General features: G+C 56.3%; 18 protein-coding genes and 2 tRNA genes. 5 read left to right on the top strand and 15 right to left on the bottom strand.

What is annotated here, in order from left to right; genetic code table 11:
- Nucleotides 1-21 precede the first annotated feature (21 nt).
- The 9 genes from rseP to rnr form a co-directional block, all read right to left on the bottom strand.
- Nucleotides 22-1,374: an RIP metalloprotease RseP gene (gene rseP / locus AC8GFP_RS00225; protein WP_506609116.1), complete on the bottom strand. Its 1,353-nt coding sequence runs from the start codon at nucleotides 1,372-1,374 to the stop codon at nucleotides 22-24.
- A complete protein-coding gene (ispC, locus tag AC8GFP_RS00220; protein ID WP_506609114.1) occupies nucleotides 1,374-2,573 on the bottom strand; it encodes a 1-deoxy-D-xylulose-5-phosphate reductoisomerase in 1,200 nt (399 codons plus the stop codon). Before ispC ends, rseP begins: the two co-directional genes overlap by 1 nt.
- Nucleotides 2,570-3,436, bottom strand: a complete 867-nt coding sequence (locus AC8GFP_RS00215) for a phosphatidate cytidylyltransferase (RefSeq protein WP_506609112.1) — start codon at nucleotides 3,434-3,436, stop codon at nucleotides 2,570-2,572. Before AC8GFP_RS00215 ends, ispC begins: the two co-directional genes overlap by 4 nt.
- 7 nt (nucleotides 3,437-3,443) lie before the next feature.
- Nucleotides 3,444-4,004 (bottom strand): ribosome recycling factor, encoded by a 561-nt coding sequence (frr, locus tag AC8GFP_RS00210; RefSeq protein WP_506609111.1) that lies wholly within the window; start codon nucleotides 4,002-4,004, stop codon nucleotides 3,444-3,446.
- 31 nt (nucleotides 4,005-4,035) lie between these two features.
- Entirely contained in the window at nucleotides 4,036-4,758 is a 723-nt protein-coding gene (pyrH, locus tag AC8GFP_RS00205; RefSeq protein ID WP_506609108.1) for a UMP kinase, read from the bottom strand.
- Nucleotides 4,759-4,836: 78 nt separating this feature from the next.
- A complete protein-coding gene (gene tsf, locus AC8GFP_RS00200; RefSeq protein ID WP_506609106.1) occupies nucleotides 4,837-5,730 on the bottom strand; it encodes a translation elongation factor Ts in 894 nt (297 codons plus the stop codon).
- 94 nt (nucleotides 5,731-5,824) lie between these two features.
- Nucleotides 5,825-6,571: a 30S ribosomal protein S2 gene (rpsB, locus tag AC8GFP_RS00195; protein ID WP_506609104.1), complete on the bottom strand. Its 747-nt coding sequence runs from the start codon at nucleotides 6,569-6,571 to the stop codon at nucleotides 5,825-5,827.
- 172 nt (nucleotides 6,572-6,743) lie between these two features.
- Nucleotides 6,744-7,496: an SDR family oxidoreductase gene (locus tag AC8GFP_RS00190; RefSeq protein ID WP_506609102.1), complete on the bottom strand. Its 753-nt coding sequence runs from the start codon at nucleotides 7,494-7,496 to the stop codon at nucleotides 6,744-6,746.
- Nucleotides 7,497-7,509: 13 nt separating this feature from the next.
- Entirely contained in the window at nucleotides 7,510-9,762 is a 2,253-nt protein-coding gene (gene rnr / locus AC8GFP_RS00185; RefSeq protein ID WP_506610502.1) for a ribonuclease R, read from the bottom strand.
- A 22-nt stretch (nucleotides 9,763-9,784) separates the two neighbouring features.
- Here rnr and AC8GFP_RS00180 point away from each other — a divergent pair.
- A tRNA-Leu gene (locus tag AC8GFP_RS00180) sits at nucleotides 9,785-9,869 on the top strand.
- A gap of 14 nt (nucleotides 9,870-9,883) precedes the next feature.
- Here AC8GFP_RS00180 and rimO read toward each other — a convergent pair.
- The 4 genes from rimO to AC8GFP_RS00160 all read right to left on the bottom strand — a co-directional run bounded on the left by rimO (nucleotide 9,884) and on the right by AC8GFP_RS00160 (nucleotide 14,186).
- Entirely contained in the window at nucleotides 9,884-11,242 is a 1,359-nt protein-coding gene (gene rimO / locus AC8GFP_RS00175) for a 30S ribosomal protein S12 methylthiotransferase RimO (RefSeq protein WP_506609100.1), read from the bottom strand.
- The gene (phaR, locus tag AC8GFP_RS00170) at nucleotides 11,242-11,781 is read right to left on the bottom strand and encodes a polyhydroxyalkanoate synthesis repressor PhaR (protein ID WP_506609098.1); all 540 of its coding nucleotides are present in this window, start codon (nucleotides 11,779-11,781) and stop codon (nucleotides 11,242-11,244) included. Before phaR ends, rimO begins: the two co-directional genes overlap by 1 nt.
- 81 nt (nucleotides 11,782-11,862) lie before the next feature.
- Nucleotides 11,863-11,939: transfer RNA gene (locus AC8GFP_RS00165), tRNA-Val, on the bottom strand.
- A gap of 45 nt (nucleotides 11,940-11,984) precedes the next feature.
- Entirely contained in the window at nucleotides 11,985-14,186 is a 2,202-nt protein-coding gene (locus AC8GFP_RS00160) for a RelA/SpoT family protein (protein WP_506609096.1), read from the bottom strand.
- Between the two features lie 70 nt (nucleotides 14,187-14,256).
- On the opposite strand from AC8GFP_RS00160, the gene AC8GFP_RS00155 reads away from it, so the two are divergent.
- Nucleotides 14,257-15,039, top strand: a complete 783-nt coding sequence (locus AC8GFP_RS00155) for a 3-hydroxybutyrate dehydrogenase (protein ID WP_506609094.1) — start codon at nucleotides 14,257-14,259, stop codon at nucleotides 15,037-15,039.
- 117 nt (nucleotides 15,040-15,156) lie between these two features.
- Nucleotides 15,157-15,609, top strand: a complete 453-nt coding sequence (locus AC8GFP_RS00150) for a helix-turn-helix domain-containing protein (protein ID WP_506609092.1) — start codon at nucleotides 15,157-15,159, stop codon at nucleotides 15,607-15,609.
- A 27-nt stretch (nucleotides 15,610-15,636) separates the two neighbouring features.
- Here AC8GFP_RS00150 and ispF read toward each other — a convergent pair whose 3' ends face one another.
- Nucleotides 15,637-16,119, bottom strand: a complete 483-nt coding sequence (gene ispF / locus AC8GFP_RS00145; protein ID WP_506609090.1) for a 2-C-methyl-D-erythritol 2,4-cyclodiphosphate synthase — start codon at nucleotides 16,117-16,119, stop codon at nucleotides 15,637-15,639.
- The gene (gene ispD / locus AC8GFP_RS00140; RefSeq protein WP_506609088.1) at nucleotides 16,116-16,826 is read right to left on the bottom strand and encodes a 2-C-methyl-D-erythritol 4-phosphate cytidylyltransferase; all 711 of its coding nucleotides are present in this window, start codon (nucleotides 16,824-16,826) and stop codon (nucleotides 16,116-16,118) included. The genes ispF and ispD overlap by 4 nt, the downstream gene beginning before the upstream one ends.
- A gap of 120 nt (nucleotides 16,827-16,946) precedes the next feature.
- Here ispD and mfd point away from each other — a divergent pair, with 120 nt between their 5' ends.
- A complete protein-coding gene (mfd, locus tag AC8GFP_RS00135; protein WP_506609085.1) occupies nucleotides 16,947-20,426 on the top strand; it encodes a transcription-repair coupling factor in 3,480 nt (1,159 codons plus the stop codon).
- Complete coding sequence (gene serB, locus AC8GFP_RS00130) at nucleotides 20,423-21,145, top strand: phosphoserine phosphatase SerB (RefSeq protein WP_506609083.1); 723 nt, start codon at nucleotides 20,423-20,425, stop codon at nucleotides 21,143-21,145. The genes mfd and serB overlap by 4 nt, the downstream gene beginning before the upstream one ends.
- The last annotated feature ends 2 nt before the right edge of the window (nucleotides 21,146-21,147 follow it).

The following is a 21,147-nucleotide window of genomic DNA, read 5'->3' as shown; positions in this document are numbered from 1 at the left end:
GAAGTGAATGAGCGAGAAAAATCAAATGAACCAGCGTAAAAAATCATTCAAAAAGGCGAAGAACATCAAGAGCAAAACACAGCTTAAGCCAATGGCTTGCATGCGCTGCAGCCACAGCGGTGAGGGCTTGATGCCTGTCACACCTTCCCAAAGATAATACATCAGGTGTCCGCCATCCAATAAGGGGATGGGCAGCAAATTCATCAGGCCGATGCTGAGACTGACGAGTGCCAAAAAAGCGATATAGGGGCGCCAACCTGCATCCGCTGTTTGACCGGCCACATTGGCGATGGTGATCGGCCCGCTGAGTTGCTTCCACCCCGATGAAGTGGTCAACATATTGACAAAAGCATCTGCAGTGAGTCGGGTCTGCAACCAAGTCTGCGTCAAAGCATGACTCAACCCATCCAGCGGACCGTCTTGCAACCACACTTTTTCAGCTGTGGCACCCAATGATGCACCAATGGCAGGTACCGACTGTCCATTCACATTCATCACAACAGGGGTCAGTCTCAACAGGCTCTGCTGGCCATCTGAGCGAAGTACTTGCCATTGCTGAGCACCTTGAAGGCCTCGGATCAAACGAATCAAATGGGCCGCGTCTTCGACGCGCTGGTTGTTGACCTGCAGCACCTGGTCACCAGGTCGCAGACCTGCCATGTCGGCAGGGCCGCCTGGGTTGACCGCTCGCACCACTGCTTTCATTTGTGGACCGGCTATACCCAACTTTTCCAAGCCGCCATCTTCATCGCTTTGATCCAATCCCAAAAGTGGAATTTCAAGGGTCCTGACAACTCCTTTGTCTATTGATTGAATTTCAAGTTCGATGACATCCGCGGATTTCGCGTCCAGCAACGCCCAATGCAGTTGGGTCATTGAGGCGACTTCTTGCCAGTCCGCACCCAGTGGCCGCAGCCGCAGCACCTCATCGCCACCCTTCAAACCGGCAACAGACGCCAGCGAGGAAGGCGGTGGCGAGGACAGAATGGGGCGAGGCTGTTCACTGCCAGCCCAATTCAAGCCAGCATAGAGCATGACTGCAAGCAATAAATTAGCCAAAGGGCCTGCAGAAACAATGCAGACCCTGGCCCACAAAGATTGGGCATCAAAGGCATCGGGCGTCAAACTGCCATCCGTTTCTTCGTGGTGTCCATGCATTTTGACGAAGCCACCCAGGGGAATGGCACCAATTGTGAAATCGGTGCTGGTCGACATGCCTGGCTGCTGACGGGTCCATTTGAGCAAGGGACGGCCAAACCCAATCGAAAACTGCAATACCCGGACCTTCCAAAACAAGGCCATGCGGTAATGCCCATATTCATGAATAAAAATGATCAGCACCAATGCCAATACAAACGCGGCCAATGTTTGCATCAAGATGCCCCCCCCTGAAGATTCGCGGCGATGGCAAGCGCGGCATCGCGCGCTTGCGCATCAATGTCCAAAAGATCTTCCAAACACTGAGGCCGCATCGGACGGATTCTTTCAAGGGTGGCCAAGTTCACTTGATGAATATGGTCGAATCGAATCTGCTTCTTCAAAAACAAGTCAACGGCCACTTCATTGGCCGCATTCAAAACAGCAGTGGTACCTTGGGGCGCCGCCAAAGCTTCCCAAGCCAATCTCAAGCCCGGAAATCGTTGCATGTGAGAAGGCTCGTCCATGGCTTCAAAAGTCATGGCTTGCATGTGATTGAAATTCAAAGGATCAGAACCTGAGGTAATGCGGTCTGGCCACGACAAGCCATAGGCAATAGGCATGCGCATATCGGGCGTGCCCAGCTGAGCCACCACCGATCCATCCACAAACTGCACCATGGAATGGATCACGCTTTGCGGATGAATCACAACTTCGATTTGTCGGGGTGTGACACCAAACAAATATTTGGCCTCGATGACTTCCAGCGCTTTGTTCATCATGGTGGCAGAGTCCACGGAGATTTTGCGCCCCATCACCCAGTTGGGATGAGCACAGGCTTCTTCAGGGGTGACTGTGTGCAAACTGTTGGGATCTCGGGTTCTGAATGGGCCGCCAGAAGCGGTAAGAATGATTTTGTCAACCGCAGCAGGCCAAACTTCAGGGTTGTCGGGCAAGGATTGGAAGACAGCCGAATGCTCGCTGTCAATGGGCAGCAGTTTTGCCCCACCAGCAAGAACCGTGTCCAAAAACAATTGCCCACCAACCACCAACGCCTCTTTGTTGGCAAGCAACAAACGTTTGCCCGTTTTGGCTGCTGCCAAGCACGGGGCCAAACCTGCCGCACCCACAATGGCGGCCATCACCACATCAACACGTTCATCGCTTGACACGTCGACCAAGGCTTGAGGTGTGTTGAACACTTGCGTGGATAAACCTGCTGACTTGATTTTCTCGGCGAGCTGTTGAGCAGCTTCGCGCTCCACCATCACCGCAAATTGCGGCTTGAATGCCAAGCATTGAGAGAACATCAACTCCACTTGCCGTGCACCCGTGAGGGCGAAGATTTGGAATTTTTCAGGATGGCGGGCCACCACATCCAAGGTGTTGACACCAATGGAACCGGTGGAGCCGAGAATGGTGAGTTGTTGAGTCATGGACGCTGAAACAACACCAACATCAGGGCCAGCGGCAATGTGGGCAACAAGGCGTCCATGCGGTCTAAGACGCCGCCGTGGCCGGGCAACAACTGGCTGCTGTCTTTGGCCCCAGCACTGCGTTTGATCAATGATTCAATCAAGTCGCCCACCACGCTCATGGCGGTCAGGAACATCAAGCCCAGCACCAGCATGGGCAAGCCATGCTGAAGCAGTGCAGCAAACACACTCCCTTGCAACCATGGCCAGTATGCTTCCAAAGAAATCCAGGCAAAGGCCAAGACTTGCACTGCCACCATGGCGCCAAAGACACCTTCCCAGGTTTTACCGGGGCTGATGTGGGGGGCCAACTTCCGCTGGCCCCACCGGCGGCCCACGAAGTAGGCAGCGATGTCGGCAATCCACACCAAGGTCAGGCATGACAGCAAAAAGGCCGTGCCCATCAGCTTGGCTTGGAACAAGGCCATCCACGTGGTGCTCAATATCAGCACGCCCAACAACAAGCGAAACCATTGAGGCCAAGCTTGCCACATGGACAAACCACCGCGCAGCAAATGCGCTCCCAATAAGACCCAAGAAGCGCCAACCAACAACCAGGTATTTCGACCGAAAAGCCAGTCCCACAAGCCGTGTTCTGTGGACATCCAGAAGGTGGCATAAGCCGATGCACACAGCACGGCACAAGCCGCACTCATCAGCAACGCCCAGCGCACACCCACGCCATTGAGCCGCCCCCATTCCCAAGCAGCAGCCAAGATGAGCACCAAACCGAAACCGCCCAGCCACTGTGGGTTTGAATGGAACAAGGCCGGTAGCGCAATGGCCAACAGCAGCAAGGCAGTGATGATGCGCTGCTTCAGCATGAAGTGCTCAGACCGCCATGATTTCTTGCTCTTTCGACGCAATGAGTTTGTCGATGTCTGCAATGTGTTTATCGGTGACTTTTTGAATGTCGGTTTCAGCGCGTTTTTGATCGTCTTCGGAGGCGAGTTTTTCTTTGACGAGTTTCTTCACCGCTTCGTTGGCATCGCGGCGCAAGTTGCGAACCGCCACTTTGGCGTTTTCACCCTCGCTGCGCACAATTTTGGTCATTTCTTTGCGACGTTCTTCGGTCATGGGCGGCATAGGGACGCGGATCAGGTCGCCCATGGAAGCTGGGTTCAATCCCAGATCGCTTTCCCGAATGGCTTTTTCAATTTTGGGACCAAGGCCCTTTTCCCAAGGCTGAACGCTGATGGTGCGAGCGTCTAACAAAGTGACATTGGCCACCTGTGACAAGGGTGTGGGGTTGCCGTAGTACTCGACCATCACCGAGTCAAGCATGCCGGGATTGGCGCGGCCGGTGCGGATTTTCGACAAGCCATTGGTGAAGGCGGCAATGGACTGGTCCATTTTGGTAGCGCTGTTTTGTTTGATCTGGTTGATGTCCATGATTCAATTCTCCTGCGGTGTCACTTCAAGCTCAAGCAAAGACCAAGGTGCCTTCGTCTTCGCCCATGACGACACGCTTGAGCGCGCCGTTCTTGAAGATGGAAAAAACGGTGATGGGTAATTTTTGATCGCGGCACAGTGCAAAGGCGGTGGCGTCCATGATGCCCAAGTTACCTTTGATGGCATCGTCAAAACTGATGCGGCTGTAGCGAGTGGCTGTGGGGTCTTTGTGAGGGTCGGCGGTGTAGACGCCATCCACTTTGGTGGCCTTCAAGACCATGGCCGCGCCAATTTCCGCGCCCCGCAAAGCGGCAGCTGTGTCGGTTGTGAAGAAAGGGTTGCCAGTTCCGGCGGCAAACACCACCACTTTGCCTTCTTCCAAGTACTGCAAGGCCTTGGGTCGCACATAGGGCTCCACCACTTGCTCAATGCCAATCGCCGACATGACACGTGCCACCAAACCGGCTTTGTTCATGGTGTCGGCCAAAGCCAGTGCGTTCATGACAGTGGCCAACATGCCCATGTAGTCGGCGGTGGCGCGGTCCATGCCGACAGAACCGCCAGCCACGCCACGGAAGATGTTGCCCCCGCCAATCACCACCGCGACTTCGACGCCCATGTGGGTGATTTCTGCAATCTCTTCAACCATGCGAACAATGGTGGCGCGGTTGATACCGAAGGCGTCATCGCCCATCAAAGCTTCACCGGACAACTTGAGCAAAATTCGTTTGTAAGCTGGTTGAATTGCGGCCATTGATTTCTCCATCTGATTCAGAGTTTAACGAGTTGCAGACATAAAAAAGGGGACTGTTGTCCCCTTTGATTGATGCTGTCAGGCTGACTGTTTGGCGGCGGCGACTTGGGCGGCCACCTCGGCCGCGAAATCATCGACTTTGCGCTCGATGCCTTCACCCACCACGTACATGGTGAAAGACTTCACTGTGGTCTTGGTGGCTTGCAACATTTGTTCAACCGTTTGCTTGTCGTTCTTCACAAAAGGCTGGTTGAACAAAGACACTTCTTTCAGGTACTTTTGCACAGCACCTTCAATCATCTTGGCAGCGATGTCAGCAGGCTTGCCAGACTCGGCGGCTTTGGCTGTGGCCACTGAACGTTCCATGTCAATCAGTTGGGCAGGCACATCGGCACTGGTCAGGGCCACGGGCTTCATGGCGGCCACGTGCATGGCGACATCGCGGGCAGCGGTTTCTTCACCGGTGAACTCGACCACCACACCAATGCGGGTGCCGTGCAAATAAGCAGCGAGTTGTTGGTCGCCACCGAAATATTGGAAGCGGCGAAAGCTCATGTTCTCGCCAATCTTGCCAATCAAGCCTTTGCGCACATCTTCCAAGGTGGGGCCAAAGCCGTCTTGGGCATGGGGCAAGGCGCCCAAGGCATCGATGTCAGCAGGATGGTGTTTGGCAATCAGCTCGGCTGCGGCCTGTGCCAAAGCCAAGAAGCTGTCGTTTTTGGTGACGAAGTCGGTTTCGCAGTTGACTTCCAACAAGGCGCCGGTTTTGCCGTGCATGGCGGTGGCCACCACGCCTTCAGCGGTGACACGGGCAGCGGCTTTGCTGGCTTTGCTGCCCAACTTGACGCGCAACAGCTCTTCGGCTTTGACCAAATCGCCTTCGGCTTCGGTCAAGGCTTTCTTGCATTCCATCATGGGGGCATCGGTTTTGGCACGCAACTCGGCGACCATGCTTGCAGTGATAGCTGCCATAAATACTCCTCGTTTTCAGTTCAATGTGTGTTGTTCAAGAGGGGGTGCGAAAAAGGGGCCACGCGAGCCCCTTGTGCTGATAGCCCGGGGGCCATCAAGCTTGTGCATCCACCTCGACGAATTCGTCTTGGCCTTCAGCCACAGCTTTGACAACGTCGTTCACGGCGTTGGCGCGGCCTTCCAGAATGGCGTCAGCGATGCCACGGGCATACAGCGTGACCGCCTTAGATGAGTCATCGTTGCCAGGAATGATGTAGTCGATGCCTTCAGGGGAATGGTTGGAGTCCACCACGCCAATGAGTGGGATTCCCAATTTTTTGGCTTCAGCGATGGCAATTTTGTGGAAGCCCACGTCAATCACGAAAATCGCATCGGGCAAAGTGACCATGTCTTGGATGCCACCAATGTCTTTTTCCAATTTTTCCAACTCGCGCATGAACATGAGTTGTTCTTTTTTGGACATGGCGTCCAGGCCAATTTCTTGTTGCGCTTTCATGTCTTTCAAGCGCTTGATGGATGTTTTGACAGTTTTGAAATTGGTCAGCATGCCGCCCAACCAACGTTGGTCCACGAAGGGAACGCCTGCACGTTTGGCTTCGGTGGCAATGATTTCACGCGCTTGGCGTTTGGTGCCCACCATCAGGATGTTGCCGCGGTTGGACGCCAATTGCTTGGCGAACTTCATCGCGTCCTGGAACATGGGCAATGTTTTTTCCAGGTTGATGATGTGGATTTTGTTGCGATGACCGAAGATGAACGGGGCCATCTTGGGGTTCCAGAAACGGGTTTGGTGGCCAAAATGCACACCGGCTTCCAGCATTTCGCGCATGGATGTAGACATGGATAACTCCTGAAGGTTGTTTCTAAAAGCCAGTTCATCATTGCCCGTGAGAGCAACACCTTTTGGAACTGGTTTGGGATTTACTTCGGTGAGATTTACAAAAAGTAATTCTTTCCACTAAAGCCAAACGATTCTAACACAGCCAGAGTGGCTGAATGCCCTGTTGAAGGCCTCAGCCGCGACCGACAAAGGGCATGTTGGTGGCCATCACCGTGTGGAACAGCACATTGGCCGACAGTGGGAGGTTGGCCATGTACAAAATCGACTCCCCCACATGAGCGACATCCATCAAAGGTTCGGGCTTGACGTCGCCGTTGGCTTGCTTGACACCACGGGCCATGGGGGCAGCCATTTCGGTGCCCGCATTGCCAATGTCAATTTGTCCCACAGCAATCGAGAAAGCACGGCCATCCAATGCTGCGGTTTTGGTCAATCCAGTCACCGCATGTTTGGTGGATGTGTAGGCAATCGAGTTCGGGCGCGGCGCGTAAGCAGAGATGGACCCATTGTTGATGATGCGACCACCCATGGGCTGCTGTTTTTTCATGATGGCAAAGGCTTGCTGCAAGCAATAGAACATGCCGTTCAAATTGATGTCGACCACATTGCGCCATTGCTCGATGGTCAATTCATCCAAGGGCACCGGCGGCGCACCAACGCCAGCGTTGTTGAACAACAAGTCCACCCTGCCCCATGCCTTGGCAGTTTCAGCAAACAACGCTTTGACAGCGTCGGGATTGGCCACATCGGTGGGCAAAACCAAACACTGGCTGGCTCGGCCACTTTCTTGCGCCAGTTCTTTCAGTGGTTGTTCGCGGCGACCGGCCAGGGCCACATGCCAACCATCATTCAACAAGGCCAAGGCTGCAGCTTTGCCGATGCCGGTGCCAGCACCCGTGACGATGGCGATTTTGGGTTGAGTCATGGCTGGCGTCCTTTCAGGGTCTGCGCTTGGGTTTGTGGTTTTTCTTTGGCTTGGCCGCGGCTTTTTTCACCGCCTCGGTCAAGCTTTGGGGCTTGGCCTCTTTGGCAGTCGCTGCTTTTTTCTGCGTGTTGCGTTTACCGCCGTTTTTTTCAGGCGCCGATGGTAGGGGATTTTTCCGCTTGGAACCTTTCTCCAAAATGTCTGCGCCAGGTTCTTGCACCCAACGGAAATCGATTTTGCGGCCATCCAAATCAACGCGACTGACTTGCACCCGCACCCGCGCACCAATGGCATAACGAATGCCGGTGCGTTCGCCACGCAACTCTTGGCGGGCTTCATCAAATCGGAAATAGTCGCCACCCAATTCAGTGATGTGCACCAATCCTTCCACGTACATGGCGTCCAATGTGACAAACACACCGAAGCTTGTGACGGCAGAAACTGTGCCGCTGAAATCTTCCCCCAAATGTTCGCGCATGTACTGGCATTTCAGCCAAGCTTCCACATCTCTGCTGGCCTCATCAGCACGGCGTTCGTTGGCACTGCAGTGCAAGCCCGCGGCCTCCCAGGCTTGTTGTGCAGGTGAGGCTTTGACGGGCGCTGTTTTACGTTGAGCCAGTTTGGATTGCGCAGACAAGCGGCGGGCCAATTTGGCATGGGCTTCGCCAGGCGTGGGCAAGGCAGGCAGTTGGTACTTCGTTCCATTGAGGATGGATTTGATGACGCGGTGCACCAGCAAGTCGGGGTACCGGCGAATCGGGCTGGTGAAGTGGGTGTACGCCGGATAAGCCAAACCAAAGTGACCGCTGTTGATCGGTGTGTAAATCGCTTGTTGCATCGAGCGCAACAGCATGGTGTGGATTTGCTGTGAATCGGGGCGTTCTTTGCTGGCCTGCGCAATGGCTTGGAATTGACCCGGTGTCGGGTCTTCACTCAAGGTGGCCGAGACACCCAAAGCACGCAAGTAGTTGCGCAGAATTTCGCGTTTCTCAGGTGTGGGGCCTTCGTGCACCCGAAACAGCGACGGGTGTTTGCTTTGCAAAATGAAGTCAGCGCTGCACACATTGGCCGCCAGCATAGCTTCTTCAATCAATCGGTGCGCTTCGGTGCGCACACGCGGCACAATTTTCTCAATGCGCCCGTTTTCATCGCAAACAATTTGGGTTTCGGTGGTTTCAAAGTCCACCGCACCACGCTTCAAACGCGACTGCAACAGGCTGCGGTAAACATCATGCAAGTGCATCAAGTCGGGCACACGGTCTTTGTACTTGGAAGCTTGTGGCCCCCGGGTGTTGGACAAAATCGCCGCCACATCGGTGTAGGTGAATCGCGCATGGCTGTGCATCACCGCTTGGTAAAACTGGTAGGCATAGACCTGCCCTTCTGCGTCGACCATCATGTCGCAGACCATGCACAGTCTGTCTACGCTGGGGTTCAGGGAACACAAACCATTCGAGAGTTTTTCCGGCAGCATGGGGATCACACGGCGTGGGAAATACACGCTGGTGGCACGTTCGTAGGCGTCAATGTCGATGGCGCTGCCGGTATCCACATAGTGGCTCACATCGGCAATGGCCACCAACAAACGCCAACCAGGTGTGGGGCCTTTGGTGACGGGTTCGCAATACACCGCATCGTCAAAGTCTCGAGCGTCTTCACCATCAATGGTGACCATAGGAATGTCGCGCAAGTCGATGCGGTTGCGAGCATCTTGAGGGCCGACTTTGTCGGGCAAGGTGGCGGCTTGGGCCAAGCATTCTTCTGAGAAACGATGGGGCACACTGTATTTGCGCACCGCAATTTCAATCTCCATGCCGGGGTCATCCATCTCGCCCAACACTTCTTGCACACGGCCTACTGGCTGGCCAAACAAACTCGGTGGTTCGGTCAACTCGACCACCACCACTTGACCGACCGCTGCATTACCGGTGGCACTTTTGGGAATCAGAATGTCTTGTCCAAAGCGGCGGTCCTCTGGGGCTACCAACCAAACACCGCTTTCTTGCAACAAGCGACCAATGATGGGTTGTGCAGGACGCTCTAGGATTTCAACAATGCGGCCCTCTGGTCGGCCCTTGCGATCAAGGCGCGTGACCTTGGCCAGCACCCTATCGCGGTGCAAAACAGCACGCATTTCGTTTGGGGGCAAATAGACGTCAGCATGCCCATCTTCACGCTGCACAAAACCGTGTCCATCGCGATGACCTTCAACGGTGCCCTGAAATTCTTCAGCAGGGACAGAATGGGTGGTGGTGCTTTTTTTGATATGATCCTCTGCTTTCCTGAAAGCCCAGGTGGCGGAATTGGTAGACGCACTAGTTTCAGGTACTAGCGAGTAACTTCGTGGGGGTTCGAGTCCCTTCCTGGGCACCAATCTTAACGGTCACTCAAACCGGCAGGCCAATCAAATCATGGCCTTGTGCATCAACGATGCGCACCTTTGTAAATTCACCGGTTTTGTATGTCTTACTGACTTTCTCGGGCGGCAACAAATGCACCACGCCATCAATCTCAGGCGCGTCAGCATAGGTTCTGCCCACACCCCCTTGTTTGCCCATGCTCTTGGCACTGTCCACCAGCACTTGCATGGTCGAACCAATGCGTGACTTCAACTTCTGAGTTGACACGGCTTCGGCCACAGCCATGAAACGCGCTTGACGTTCTTCGCGCACGGCTTGCGGCAACATGCCCGGCAAATTGTTGGCAGTCGCGCCTTGAACGGGGCTGTAGGCAAAGCAACCGGCCCGGTCGATTTGCGCTTCTTGAACGAAATTCAGCAGGTGCTCGAACTCGGCCTCGGTTTCGCCAGGAAAGCCTGCAATGAAGGTGCTGCGCACCACCAACTGCGGACACATCTCGCGCCATTTCAGCAGGCGCTCTAGGTTTTTTTCGCCACTGGCAGGTCGCTCCATGCGTTTCAACACATCGGGGTGGCTGTGCTGAAACGGCACATCCAAATACGGCAACACACGGCCCGACGCCATGAGCGGAATCAGGTGATCGACCGTGGGGTAAGGATAGACGTAGTGCAAGCGCACCCATGCATTGTGCTTCTCAGCGATGTCGGCCAAAGCCTCTACCAACTCCAGGGTTCTGGTTTTGACAGGGCGACCGTCATGAAAACCCATTTGATAGCGCATGTCCACGCCATAGGCCGAGGTGTCTTGGCTGATGACCAACAACTCTTTCACGCCCGACTCGAACAAGGCCTGGGCCTCACGCAACACATCGCCGATGGGACGAGACACCAAATCACCGCGCATGGACGGTATGATGCAAAACGTGCAACGGTGGTTGCAGCCTTCGCTGATTTTCAAATAGGCGTAGTGCTTGGGCGTGAGTTTGATGCCCGCAGCAGGGACCAAGTCGATGAAGGGATCGTGAGGTTTGGGCAAGTGCAAATGCACCGCATCCATCACCTCTTGGGTGGCGTGTGGGCCAGTCACGGCCAACACACTGGGGTGCATGGCTTTGACCAGGTTGCTGCCGTCTTCTTTGGCCGTGGCACCCAAACATCCTGTGACGATGACTTTGCCGTTTTCTGCCAGCGCTTCGCCAATCGTGTCCAGACTTTCTTTCACCGCGTCGTCAATGAAGCCACAGGTGTTGACGATCACCAAGTCGGCGCCAGCAAAAGTTTTGGAGGTTTCGTAGCCCTCGGCGCTGAGTTGGGTGAGGATGAGTTCGGAGTCGGTCAGGGCCTTGGGGCACCCCAAGCTGACAAAGCCCACACGAGGCGTGGACATCAGCGCTTCAACCCCATGGCTTGAAACATTTGGTCTTGCATTTGTTTCAACATTTGTTGAGATTGCTCGGTGTAGTTGCCCATGACGTTTTTCAAAAAAGGATTGGGTTGGCTCATCATTTGGGTCCACAGCTCAGGAGTGAGTTGTTTGGACTGCTCGGACATGTGCTGCTGAATATCCAAAAAGGCTTGCACATTTTTTTCCAAATAACTGCCCATGAAGCCTTGCATAGAGTGGCCGTAGAAACGAATGATGTTGGCCAGGGCGGCTTCTGAAAACATCGGAACGCCGCCGGACTCTTCTTCCAAAATGATTTGCAAAAAAATACTGCGGGTCAAATCTTGATTGGTTTTGGCATCCACCACTTGCAAAGCTGTGCCGTCCACAACCATGTTTTTGACCTCGTTCAAGGTGATGTAACTTGAAGTGTAGGTGTCGTACAAACGCCGGTTTGGGTACTTTTTGATGGTCCGTAGGGCAACCTGGGCTGCGTCGTGCGGGGCCTTGGAAGCACTAGGGGACTTGGGTTTGCTTGTCAAAGGGATGTCCTGAATAAGAAGTCGCTCGGAAAAAAGAGGCGTCTTGCGGACGGTGTGGTGGTGAAAAAGTTTCGGTCAAGATGGTAGGCGCGATTGGACTCGAACCAACGACCCCCACCATGTCAAGGTGGTGCTCTAACCAGCTGAGCTACGCGCCTTCGTTGCCGAACGGCGAAATTCTAACAGTATCTATTTCAGAGGCTTCAGGCTGCCCATCTTCGCGCTGATTGAACACCCGCCACTGTTTTCACGACGCTCAGCACTTTGTTCAATCGAGAAGCATCAGGCACCTCGATGGTGAAGGTCATCCAGGCCAGATCTTTGATGGATTGGGTTTGCACACCGATGACGTTCATTTTGTCTTTCGCAAACACTTCCGAAATATCGCGCAACAAGCCTTGACGGTCGTGGGCCAGCACCTGCACGTCCACCGGGTACACCGGGCTGCCTGCCGCAGTTTCATGGCCACCCCAAGCCACATCAATCACCCGGTCGTGGCTGCGTTGCACGAGCTGCAAAAAATTTCGGCATGCCACCCGGTGCACACTGATGCCTTTGCCACGTGTGACAAAGCCTTTGATCTCATCCGGTGGCGCTGGCCGACAGCATCGTGCCAGCTGGGTGAGCAATGAATCCACACCCACTACCAAGACACCGCCTGGCGTGTGCAGTTGTTTGGGGCGTTGCACCTTGCGCAGCAAGCGTTCATCCGCAGGTTCTGGGGCCACGGCCGGGCGCAGCAACAACTCAATGTGTCGCAATGAAAACTCGTCCTTGCCCACCACCTCGAACAAATGTGCTGCGGAGTCAAAGCCCAATTGCTTGGCCAAGTCTTCCAGTTTGAACGCGGTGCGGCCTTCGCGTTGCAACAGTTTTTCCACCAGTTCGCGACCCCGGGCCATGGTTTGAGCGGCTTTTTGGGCATTGAACCAAGCACGCACTTTGGCTTTGGCGCGGCCACTGGCCAAGAAACCCAATTCGGCATTGAGCCAATCACGTGAAGGCCCGCCTTCTTTGATGGCGGTGATCTCCACGGTTTGGCCATTGCGCAGCGGGGTATTCAGGGGCACCAAGACACCATCGAGCTTGGCGCCTCGGCACCGATGGCCCAGCTGGGTATGCAAGGTGTAGGCAAAGTCAATGGGCGTCGCCCCCAGCGGCAACTCGACGATGGCGGCTTCGGGCGTGAGGACGTAAATTTTGTCGTCTTCTTGCTGCGCTGTCGCATCAGGTGCGCCCGATAAGTCGCGTTCCCAGGCCAACAGCTGGCGCAACACGGCCATTTTTTGCGCTTGCTCGGCAGATGCTGTGACGCCTGCATAGCCCTTGACGCCCGCTTCTTTGTAGGCCCAGTGCGCCGCCACACCAAACTCGGCGTGTTCGTGCATGGCTTGGGTGCGGATTTGAATTTCCAGCACCTGGCCAAGATGCCGCACCACGGTGTGCAAGGATTGGTAGCCGTTGGCTTTGGGTTTGGCGATGTAGTCGTCAAACTCGTTGTCCAAGGGGTGCATGTGGCCATGCACCCAAGACAGCGCACGGTAGCAATCATCCACATTCGCCACGATGATGCGCAGGGCTCGCAAGTCGCGCACTTGGTCGAAACCCAATGATTTGCCACGCATCTTTTTCACAATGCTGTAAATGTTTTTGGGCCGTCCCTGCACTTGCGCGGTGATGCCTTGCTGCTTCAACTGCGTTTGCAAATAGCTTTGAACCTGGCCAATTTCTTGTTCGCGTTCTGTGCGTTTGAGTTCCAACAAACCGGCCATTTCTTTGTAGACCGCTGGCTCGAGCATGCGAAATGCCAAGTCTTCCATTTCCCATTTGATCTGCCAGACGCCCAAGCGATTGGCCAAGGGGGCAAAGACCTGTAAGGACTCACGCGCTATGGCTTCAAAACCCGGCACTTTCAAAGACGCGGTGTAGCGCAAAGATTGCAAATGCGAGGCCATGAGCAGCATGACAACGCGCAAGTCGCGAGAAAACGCCAGCAGCATGCGACGCACATTTTCAATTTGCACCTTGGTTTGCAGCGGGTCATCGCGTAGCTGACTTGCTTGACGTTGCAACTGAAACAAGCGTTGTGCTTCCAAGGCCAAATGGGCCAATTCATCGCCGAAGGCGGCAGCCAGCAGTTCTTGTGGTTTGTTCAGTTGGTCGCAGGCACAGGCCAGGTAAACAGCCGCTTGCATGTCTGCGGTGCCGCCAATGTGGGCCACCAAGTCCGCAACACCTTGAGCGTGGTCCGCCAATCGTTCACCCGTGGGCAATTGCTGGCCCGACAGCAATGGTTGAGCAAACGCCCGCGCTTTCTCCACCAAAGCTTGGCTGATGGGCCCTGCTTCGGTCACCGGCAAGGCCTGATGTGCAGGCATTGGAACGGGCGAAGAATCGGTGGTCATGGTGGGTTTTCAAGCGCCAACGGCGCTGGGGGAGAATCGGGACATTGACATCGTAAGGGATAGGACTTTCATGACTGCGCAATTTTTAAAAGGCAAAACCGCTTTGGTAACGGGCTCCACGAGTGGCATTGGTTTGGGTTTGGCCACCGCTTTGGCCCAGCAAGGTGCCCACATCGTGCTCAATGGCTTTGGTGACCACACACAAGCCGAGCAATCGATTCAATCGTTGGGCGTTCAAACCCTCTACCACGGCGCTGACATGCGCAAACCGGCAGAGATTGAAGACATGATGCAAGCTGCTGCCAAGCGTTTTGGGCAAGTGGACATCCTGGTCAACAACGCTGGCATTCAACATGTCTGTGCCATTGAGCACTTTCCCACGTCGAAATGGGACGACATTCTTGCCATCAACCTGAGCAGCGCGTTTCACACCACCCGCTTGGCTCTGCCCGCCATGAAGGCAGCCAACTGGGGCCGCATCATCAATGTGGCGTCAGTTCATGGCTTGGTGGGTTCTGCCGACAAGTCTGCTTATGTGGCGGCCAAGCACGGCATCGTCGGCTTGACCAAGGTCACGGCGCTGGAAACAGCCACCACCGGCGTGACCTGCAATGCGATTTGCCCAGGGTGGGTATTGACGCCTTTGGTGCAGCAACAAGTGGATGCCAAAGCGGCTGCATTGAACATCTCTGATCAGGAAGCCCAGCGTGTGTTGTTGGGTGAAAAAGAACCCTCGATGCAATTCACCACGCCCGAAGAATTGGGTGCTTTGGCGGTGTTCTTTTGCACTCCGGCGGGCAACAACGTGCGCGGTGTTGCCTGGAACATGGACGGTGCTTGGGCTGCGCAGTAAACCTCGGGTTTTTCCCATCATCAAAACCGATGAGGGTGCAAGGCACGATATTCACTTTGGCATTTTGTAAGCGCGAATCCATTGCCTTGGAACAGTGAAAACTTTAAGGTTCGGGGCATGAAAAAACCCAACCCCAACCCCGAATCCGAAGCCTTTGCAGCGCGTTTGCGCCACGCCATGAAAGAAGCAGGATTGAAGTCTTCGGCCACCCAATTGGCCGACGCTTTCAACATGCGCTACTGGGGCGAAGGCATCACACCCCATGCCGCTCGCAACTGGATGATTGGCGTGTCCATGCCCAAACCAGACAAGCTCAAAACCTTGGGCGATGTCTTGCAAATCAGTCCGCAAGACCTGTTGTTTGGCCCTAGCCACCCCAACCTGAGCGTGCGAGAACCCAACCAAGCTGCCCCTTTAGGCATGGGGGACACGGAAATGCTGCGTCAATTCATGAACTTGACAGCAGAGCACAAACGCATGGTGCGACATTGGGTGAAATTGGCACATTTGGCCCAAGCTGCCCATCGACCGCCGCAGAGCCCGGATTCTGCAAGCAGGCCTGCTGCTTAAGCTTGGTGGATCAAGCAGGCCTGCTGCTTAAGCTTGGTGGATCAGCGCAATTGCACGCGCTTCGATGGATTGACCCATGCCCACGGGTCCAAGCTTTTCAGCGGTTTTGGCCTTGATGTTCACTTGGTGGGTCGCGATGCCCAAAGCCTGCGCAATGCGTGTTTGCATGGCAGGTTTGTGCGCTGCCAACTTCGGCGCTTGGGCCACCACTGTGGCGTCGATGTTGCCGATCTGCCAGCCTGCCTCACTGAGCAAACGACCCGTGTCTTGCAACAAGTCCACAGAATTCGCGCCTTTCCATTGGGGGTCGGTGTCGGAGAAATGCTGACCTATGTCCCCCAGACCCGCAGCACCCAACAGGGCATCGGTGATGGCATGCAGCAAAACATCGGCATCTGAATGGCCCAGCAGACCCAAGTGGTAGGGGATGGTGACGCCGCCAATCACCAAGGGGCGACCCGGTACCAAGGCATGCACATCCCAGCCCTCGCCAATGCGAAATGAGGTCATGCGCTCGCCTTTCGATGTTGCAACACGGCTTCTGCCATGGTCATGTCCTCTTGGTAGGTGACTTTGAAATTGAACGAGGCGGATGGCACCAAAAGCGGTGCTTCACCCAAGGCCTCCAGGGCGCTGGCTTCATCGGTCACTTGATCGCCTGCTTGCGCCAAGGCCCCAAACAAGCTGTCCCAACGGAACATTTGAGGGGTTTGCGCCAACCATTTGCCACTGCGCGGCAAGGTGCTGCTGACGCGCCCCTGTGTTTCTGCTTTCAAGGTGTCCGGCAGTGGCAATGCCAGCAAGCCGCCCACCGCATCGCTCTGGCACGCCAACAACAGCTTTTGAATCAAACTTGGGGTCACCAAGCAGCGCGCTGCGTCATGCACCAGCACCCAATCATGGCCGTCCACCCCCAGGTTTTGCAGCGCCAGCAAGCCAGCCAACACACTTTGGGCCCGGGTGGCCCCGCCCGTGTTGGAAATGGCAAATTGGGCTTGAGGGTAGAGGGTGAAAACTTCGGCCATGCTTTGGTCATCGGGGGCGACCACCACCACGCCTTGACCCAAACCCGGCACTTCCGCAAAAGCCCGCAAGGTGTGCACCACCATGGGCTCACCCGCCAGCAACGCATATTGCTTGGGGCCGCCCAAGCCCGAGCGGCTGCCACTGCCTGCACAAGGGATGACCACGTGAAATCGCGGGAGCTGTTGGTTCATGGGTGGCGGGGTTTCGTCAAGCGACGGTGTGCAATCTGAAGCCCCATTCTAGAATCAGCCCTTGCCACCCCCGCTTGCCTGCATTCGGGGGTGTTTGTCATGTCGGTGTCCCCTTGATTCATGCAACTTCCTGCGCTCCACTCTTCTAAGAAATTCACCCTGGCCAAGCCCCCAGGCTCGGCTGATGCGGCCTTGTTGGCCGAGCTCATCACGCGTGAAAAAGCGCAGGGTCGGCGGGTGGCCATCATCACCGCCGACGCTTTTGATGCGCAACGCTTGCTGGACGAACTGGTGTTCTTCGCCCCTGATGCCCGCTGCGTGCTGTTTCCCGACTGGGAAACCCTGCCCTACGACACGTTTTCACCGCACCAAGACCTGATCAGCGAGCGCTTGGCCAGCCTGTGGCGCATTTCCCAAGGCGAAGCCGACGCGGTGCTGGTGCCTGCCGCCACCGCCATGTACCGCTTGGCCCCGCCCTCTTTCTTGGCCGCCTATACCTTCGCCTTCAAGGTCAAGCAAAACCTGGACGAAGCGCGGCTCAAAGCGCAGCTGAGCTTGGCCGGTTACAGCCATGTGTCACAGGTGGTGAGTCCTGGCGAATACACCGTGCGCGGCGGTCTGATTGATTTGTTCCCGATGGGCTCCTTGGTGCCCTACCGGGTGGATTTGTTCGATGAGGAAATCGACTCGATCCGCACCTTCGACCCCGACACCCAGCGCAGCCTCTACCCCGTGCCCGAAGTGCGTTTGTTGCCTGGCCGCGAGTTCCCAATGGACGACACAGCCCGCGCCTTGTTTCGCAGCCGTTGGCGTGAACTTTTGGACGGCGACCCGACCCGCAGCCGCATTTACAAAGACATGGGCAATGGCGTTGCCACGGCGGGTATCGAGTACTACCTGCCGCTGTTTTTCGAGGACACCGCCACCGTGTTTGATTACCTGGGCGAAGCAGCCTTGGTGGTGTTGCACGGCGAGTTGGAACCCGTGCTGCAACGCTTTGGCCAAGATGCCCAAGAGCGCTTCCGATTGGCCCAAGGCGACCCCGAGCGGCCGGTGCTGCCACCGGCCCATTTGTTCCTGAGCACCGAACAGTTTTTTGCCGCCATCCAAAACCATGCGTCCCTGTCGGTGCGAGCCACCACCTCGGTCGAGCCGGTTGCATGGGCTGCCGCCCTGCCCGACCTGACCGTGGACCGTGCCGCCAACCACCCCTTGGCCAAACTCAGCATGCGCCAGCAAAGCAGCCAGCAACGCATGTTGGTGTTGGCCGAGTCCGATGGTCGGCGCGAAAGTCTGTTGGATTTCATCCGTGCGGGCGGCATCAGCCCCGTGGTGTTTGACGATTTGGCTGAATTTGCAAGCAGCGCCGAGCCCTTTGGTTTGGCCACCAGCAGCCTGCACACTGGCTTTGCATGGCTGGAAAAAGGCATCGACCTGGTGACCGAAACCGAGTTGTTCGCTGCCAGCCCCACGGTGCGCCGCCGTCGCAAGCAAGAACAGGTGAGCGACGTCGAGTCGCTCATCAAAGACCTGAGTGAATTGAATGTGGGCGACCCGGTGGTTCACAGTGCCCACGGCATTGGCCGTTACCGAGGTCTTGTCAACATGGACATGGGCCAAGGTCTGGACGACCAAGGTCAGCCCTTGCTGCAAGAGTTTTTGCACCTTGAATACGCTGACGAAGCCACCCTTTATGTGCCGGTCAGCCAGTTGCACCTGATCAGCCGCTACAGCGGCGTCAGCCCCGACCAAGCCCCGCTGCACCGCTTGGGCTCAGGTCAATGGGACAAAGCCCGCCGTCGTGCCGCCGAGCAGGTGCGGGACGCTGCCGCCGAGTTGCTCAACATCTACGCTCGGCGCGCCGCCCGCCAAGGCCATGCTTTCCGCTACACCCCGCAAGACTACGAAACCTTCTCCACCGACTTCGGCTTTGAAGAAACCGCCGACCAACGCGCCGCCATCCATGCGGTGATTCAAGACATGATCAGCCCGCGCCCGATGGACCGCTTGGTCTGCGGCGATGTGGGCTTTGGCAAAACCGAGGTGGCGCTGCGGGCCGCGTTCATCGCCGTCATGGGCGGCAAGCAAGTCGCCATCTTGGCCCCCACCACCTTGCTGGCCGAGCAGCATTTCCAAACCCTGACCGATCGCTTTGCCAAGTGGCCGGTGCGTATCGCCGAGATGAGCCGCTTTCGCACACCCAAAGAGGTGAAAGCCGCGATGGCTGGTTTGGAAGAAGGCAGCGTGGACATCGTGGTGGGCACGCACAAGTTGCTGAGTGAATCGGTGAAATACAAGGATTTGGGCTTGCTGGTGATTGACGAGGAACACCGCTTTGGTGTGCGCCACAAAGAAACCCTGAAAGCGCTTCGGGCGGAAGTGGATGTGCTGACCCTGACCGCCACGCCCATTCCGCGCACCTTGGGCATGGCCTTGGAAGGCCTGCGCGACCTGAGCGTGATTGCCACCGCGCCGCAACGCCGATTGGCCATCAAAACCTTTGTGCGTTCTGAGGACAACGGCGTCATCCGCGAAGCGGTGCTGCGCGAACTCAAGCGCGGCGGCCAGTGCTATTTCCTGCATAACGAGGTGGAAACCATCCAAAACCGCTTGGAACGCTTGAAAGAACTGCTGCCCGAGGCCCGGATTGCCGTGGCCCACGGCCAGATGCCCGAGCGTGACCTGGAGCGTGTGATGCGCGATTTCGTGGCGCAACGCTTCAATATCTTGCTGTGCTCGACCATCATCGAAACCGGTATTGATGTGCCCACTGCCAACACCATCTTGATGAGCCGCGCCGATAAATTTGGCTTGGCGCAGTTGCACCAACTGCGTGGACGCGTCGGCCGCAGCCACCACCAGGCCTATGCCTATTTGCTGGTGCCCGATGTGCAAAGCCTGACCAAACAAGCCAACCAGCGCCTGGAGGCCATCCAGCAAATGGAAGAGCTGGGTTCGGGCTTTTACCTGGCCATGCACGATTTGGAAATTCGGGGCGCGGGCGAAGTGCTGGGCGACAACCAAAGCGGCAACATGCTGGAAGTGGGTTTCCAGCTCTACAACGAGATGCTGTCCGAGGCCGTGCGAGCCCTGAAAAACGGCGAAGAACCCGACTTGCTCAGCCCGGTGAACGTGACCACCGAAATCAATTTGCACGCCCCAGCACTTTTACCCAACGACTACTGCGGCGACGTGCATTTGCGCCTGAGCTTTTATAAAAAACTCGCCACCGCCAAAACCCAAGACCAAGTGGACGCCTTGCTGGAAGAGCTGGTGGACCGTTTTGGCAAACTGCCCTCGCAGGCGCAAACCTTGATCGACACCCACCGTTTGCGGGTGCTGGCGCGGCCTTTTGGGGTGGCCAAGGTGGACGCTGCGCCCAGCGTCATCCTGATCACCTTCAAGCCCCATGCGCCGATCGATGGCATGCGCATCATCCAGCTGGTGCAAAAAAACAAGCACATCAAACTGGCTGGCAACGACAAACTGCGGATTGAACTTGCCCTGCCCGAGGTGAAAGACCGGGCGCAAATGGTGCGCGACATCCTGCGTTCACTTGGGGACCCCTTGGCCCCGGTTCAAAAGGAAAAAGTGGCATGACTGCACCCACTGAATTTGCCCCTGGCCTGTGGATTCAGGGCTTTTCAGCCCCCCTGCAACTCAGCCAGTTCAAGCTGATCGCGTTCGACATGGACTCCACACTCATCAACATCGAGTGCATTGACGAGGTGGCCGACGCCGCCGGGCGCAAAGCCGAGGTGGCCGCCATCACTGAAGCGGCGATGCGCGGGGAGATTGCCGACTACAAAGACAGCCTGCGCCAACGTGTGGCTTTGCTGCGTGGTGTGCCTGCAAGTGCTTTGGCCGAAGTCTATGAAGAACGCTTGCGTTTGAACCCTGGTGCTCCACAACTGGTGCAGGCTTGCCAACGTGCCGGCTTGAAAACCCTGCTGGTAAGCGGCGGTTTCACCTATTTCACCGACCGGGTGCGCGACCAACTCGGCATTGATTTCACCCGCAGCAATGTGTTTGAGATTGACAACGGCGTTCTCACGGGCCGCATGGTGGACCAGCCTTGGGGCGATATTTGCGACGGGGACGAGAAGCGGCGCATGTTGCTGCAAACCTGCCAAGACTTGGGCATTTCCCCCGCACAAAGCATTGCCATGGGCGACGGCGCCAACGACCTGCCAATGATGGGTGTAGCGGGTATGTCGGTGGCCTACCAGGCCAAGCCCAAGGTGCGTGAACAGGCCATGGTGGCCATCCATGCAGGCGGCTTGGACCGCTTGTTGGAAGTGGTGCTGCCCAGCGCTTGATG

It is taken from the genome of Limnohabitans simekii (SeqCode) (assembly GCF_965234735.1).
GTDB classification, from domain to species: Bacteria; Pseudomonadota; Gammaproteobacteria; order Burkholderiales; family Burkholderiaceae_C; genus Limnohabitans; species Limnohabitans simekii.
The sequence above is the reverse complement of the archived record's forward strand: the minus strand, read 5'-3'. Positions and strand labels throughout refer to the sequence as shown.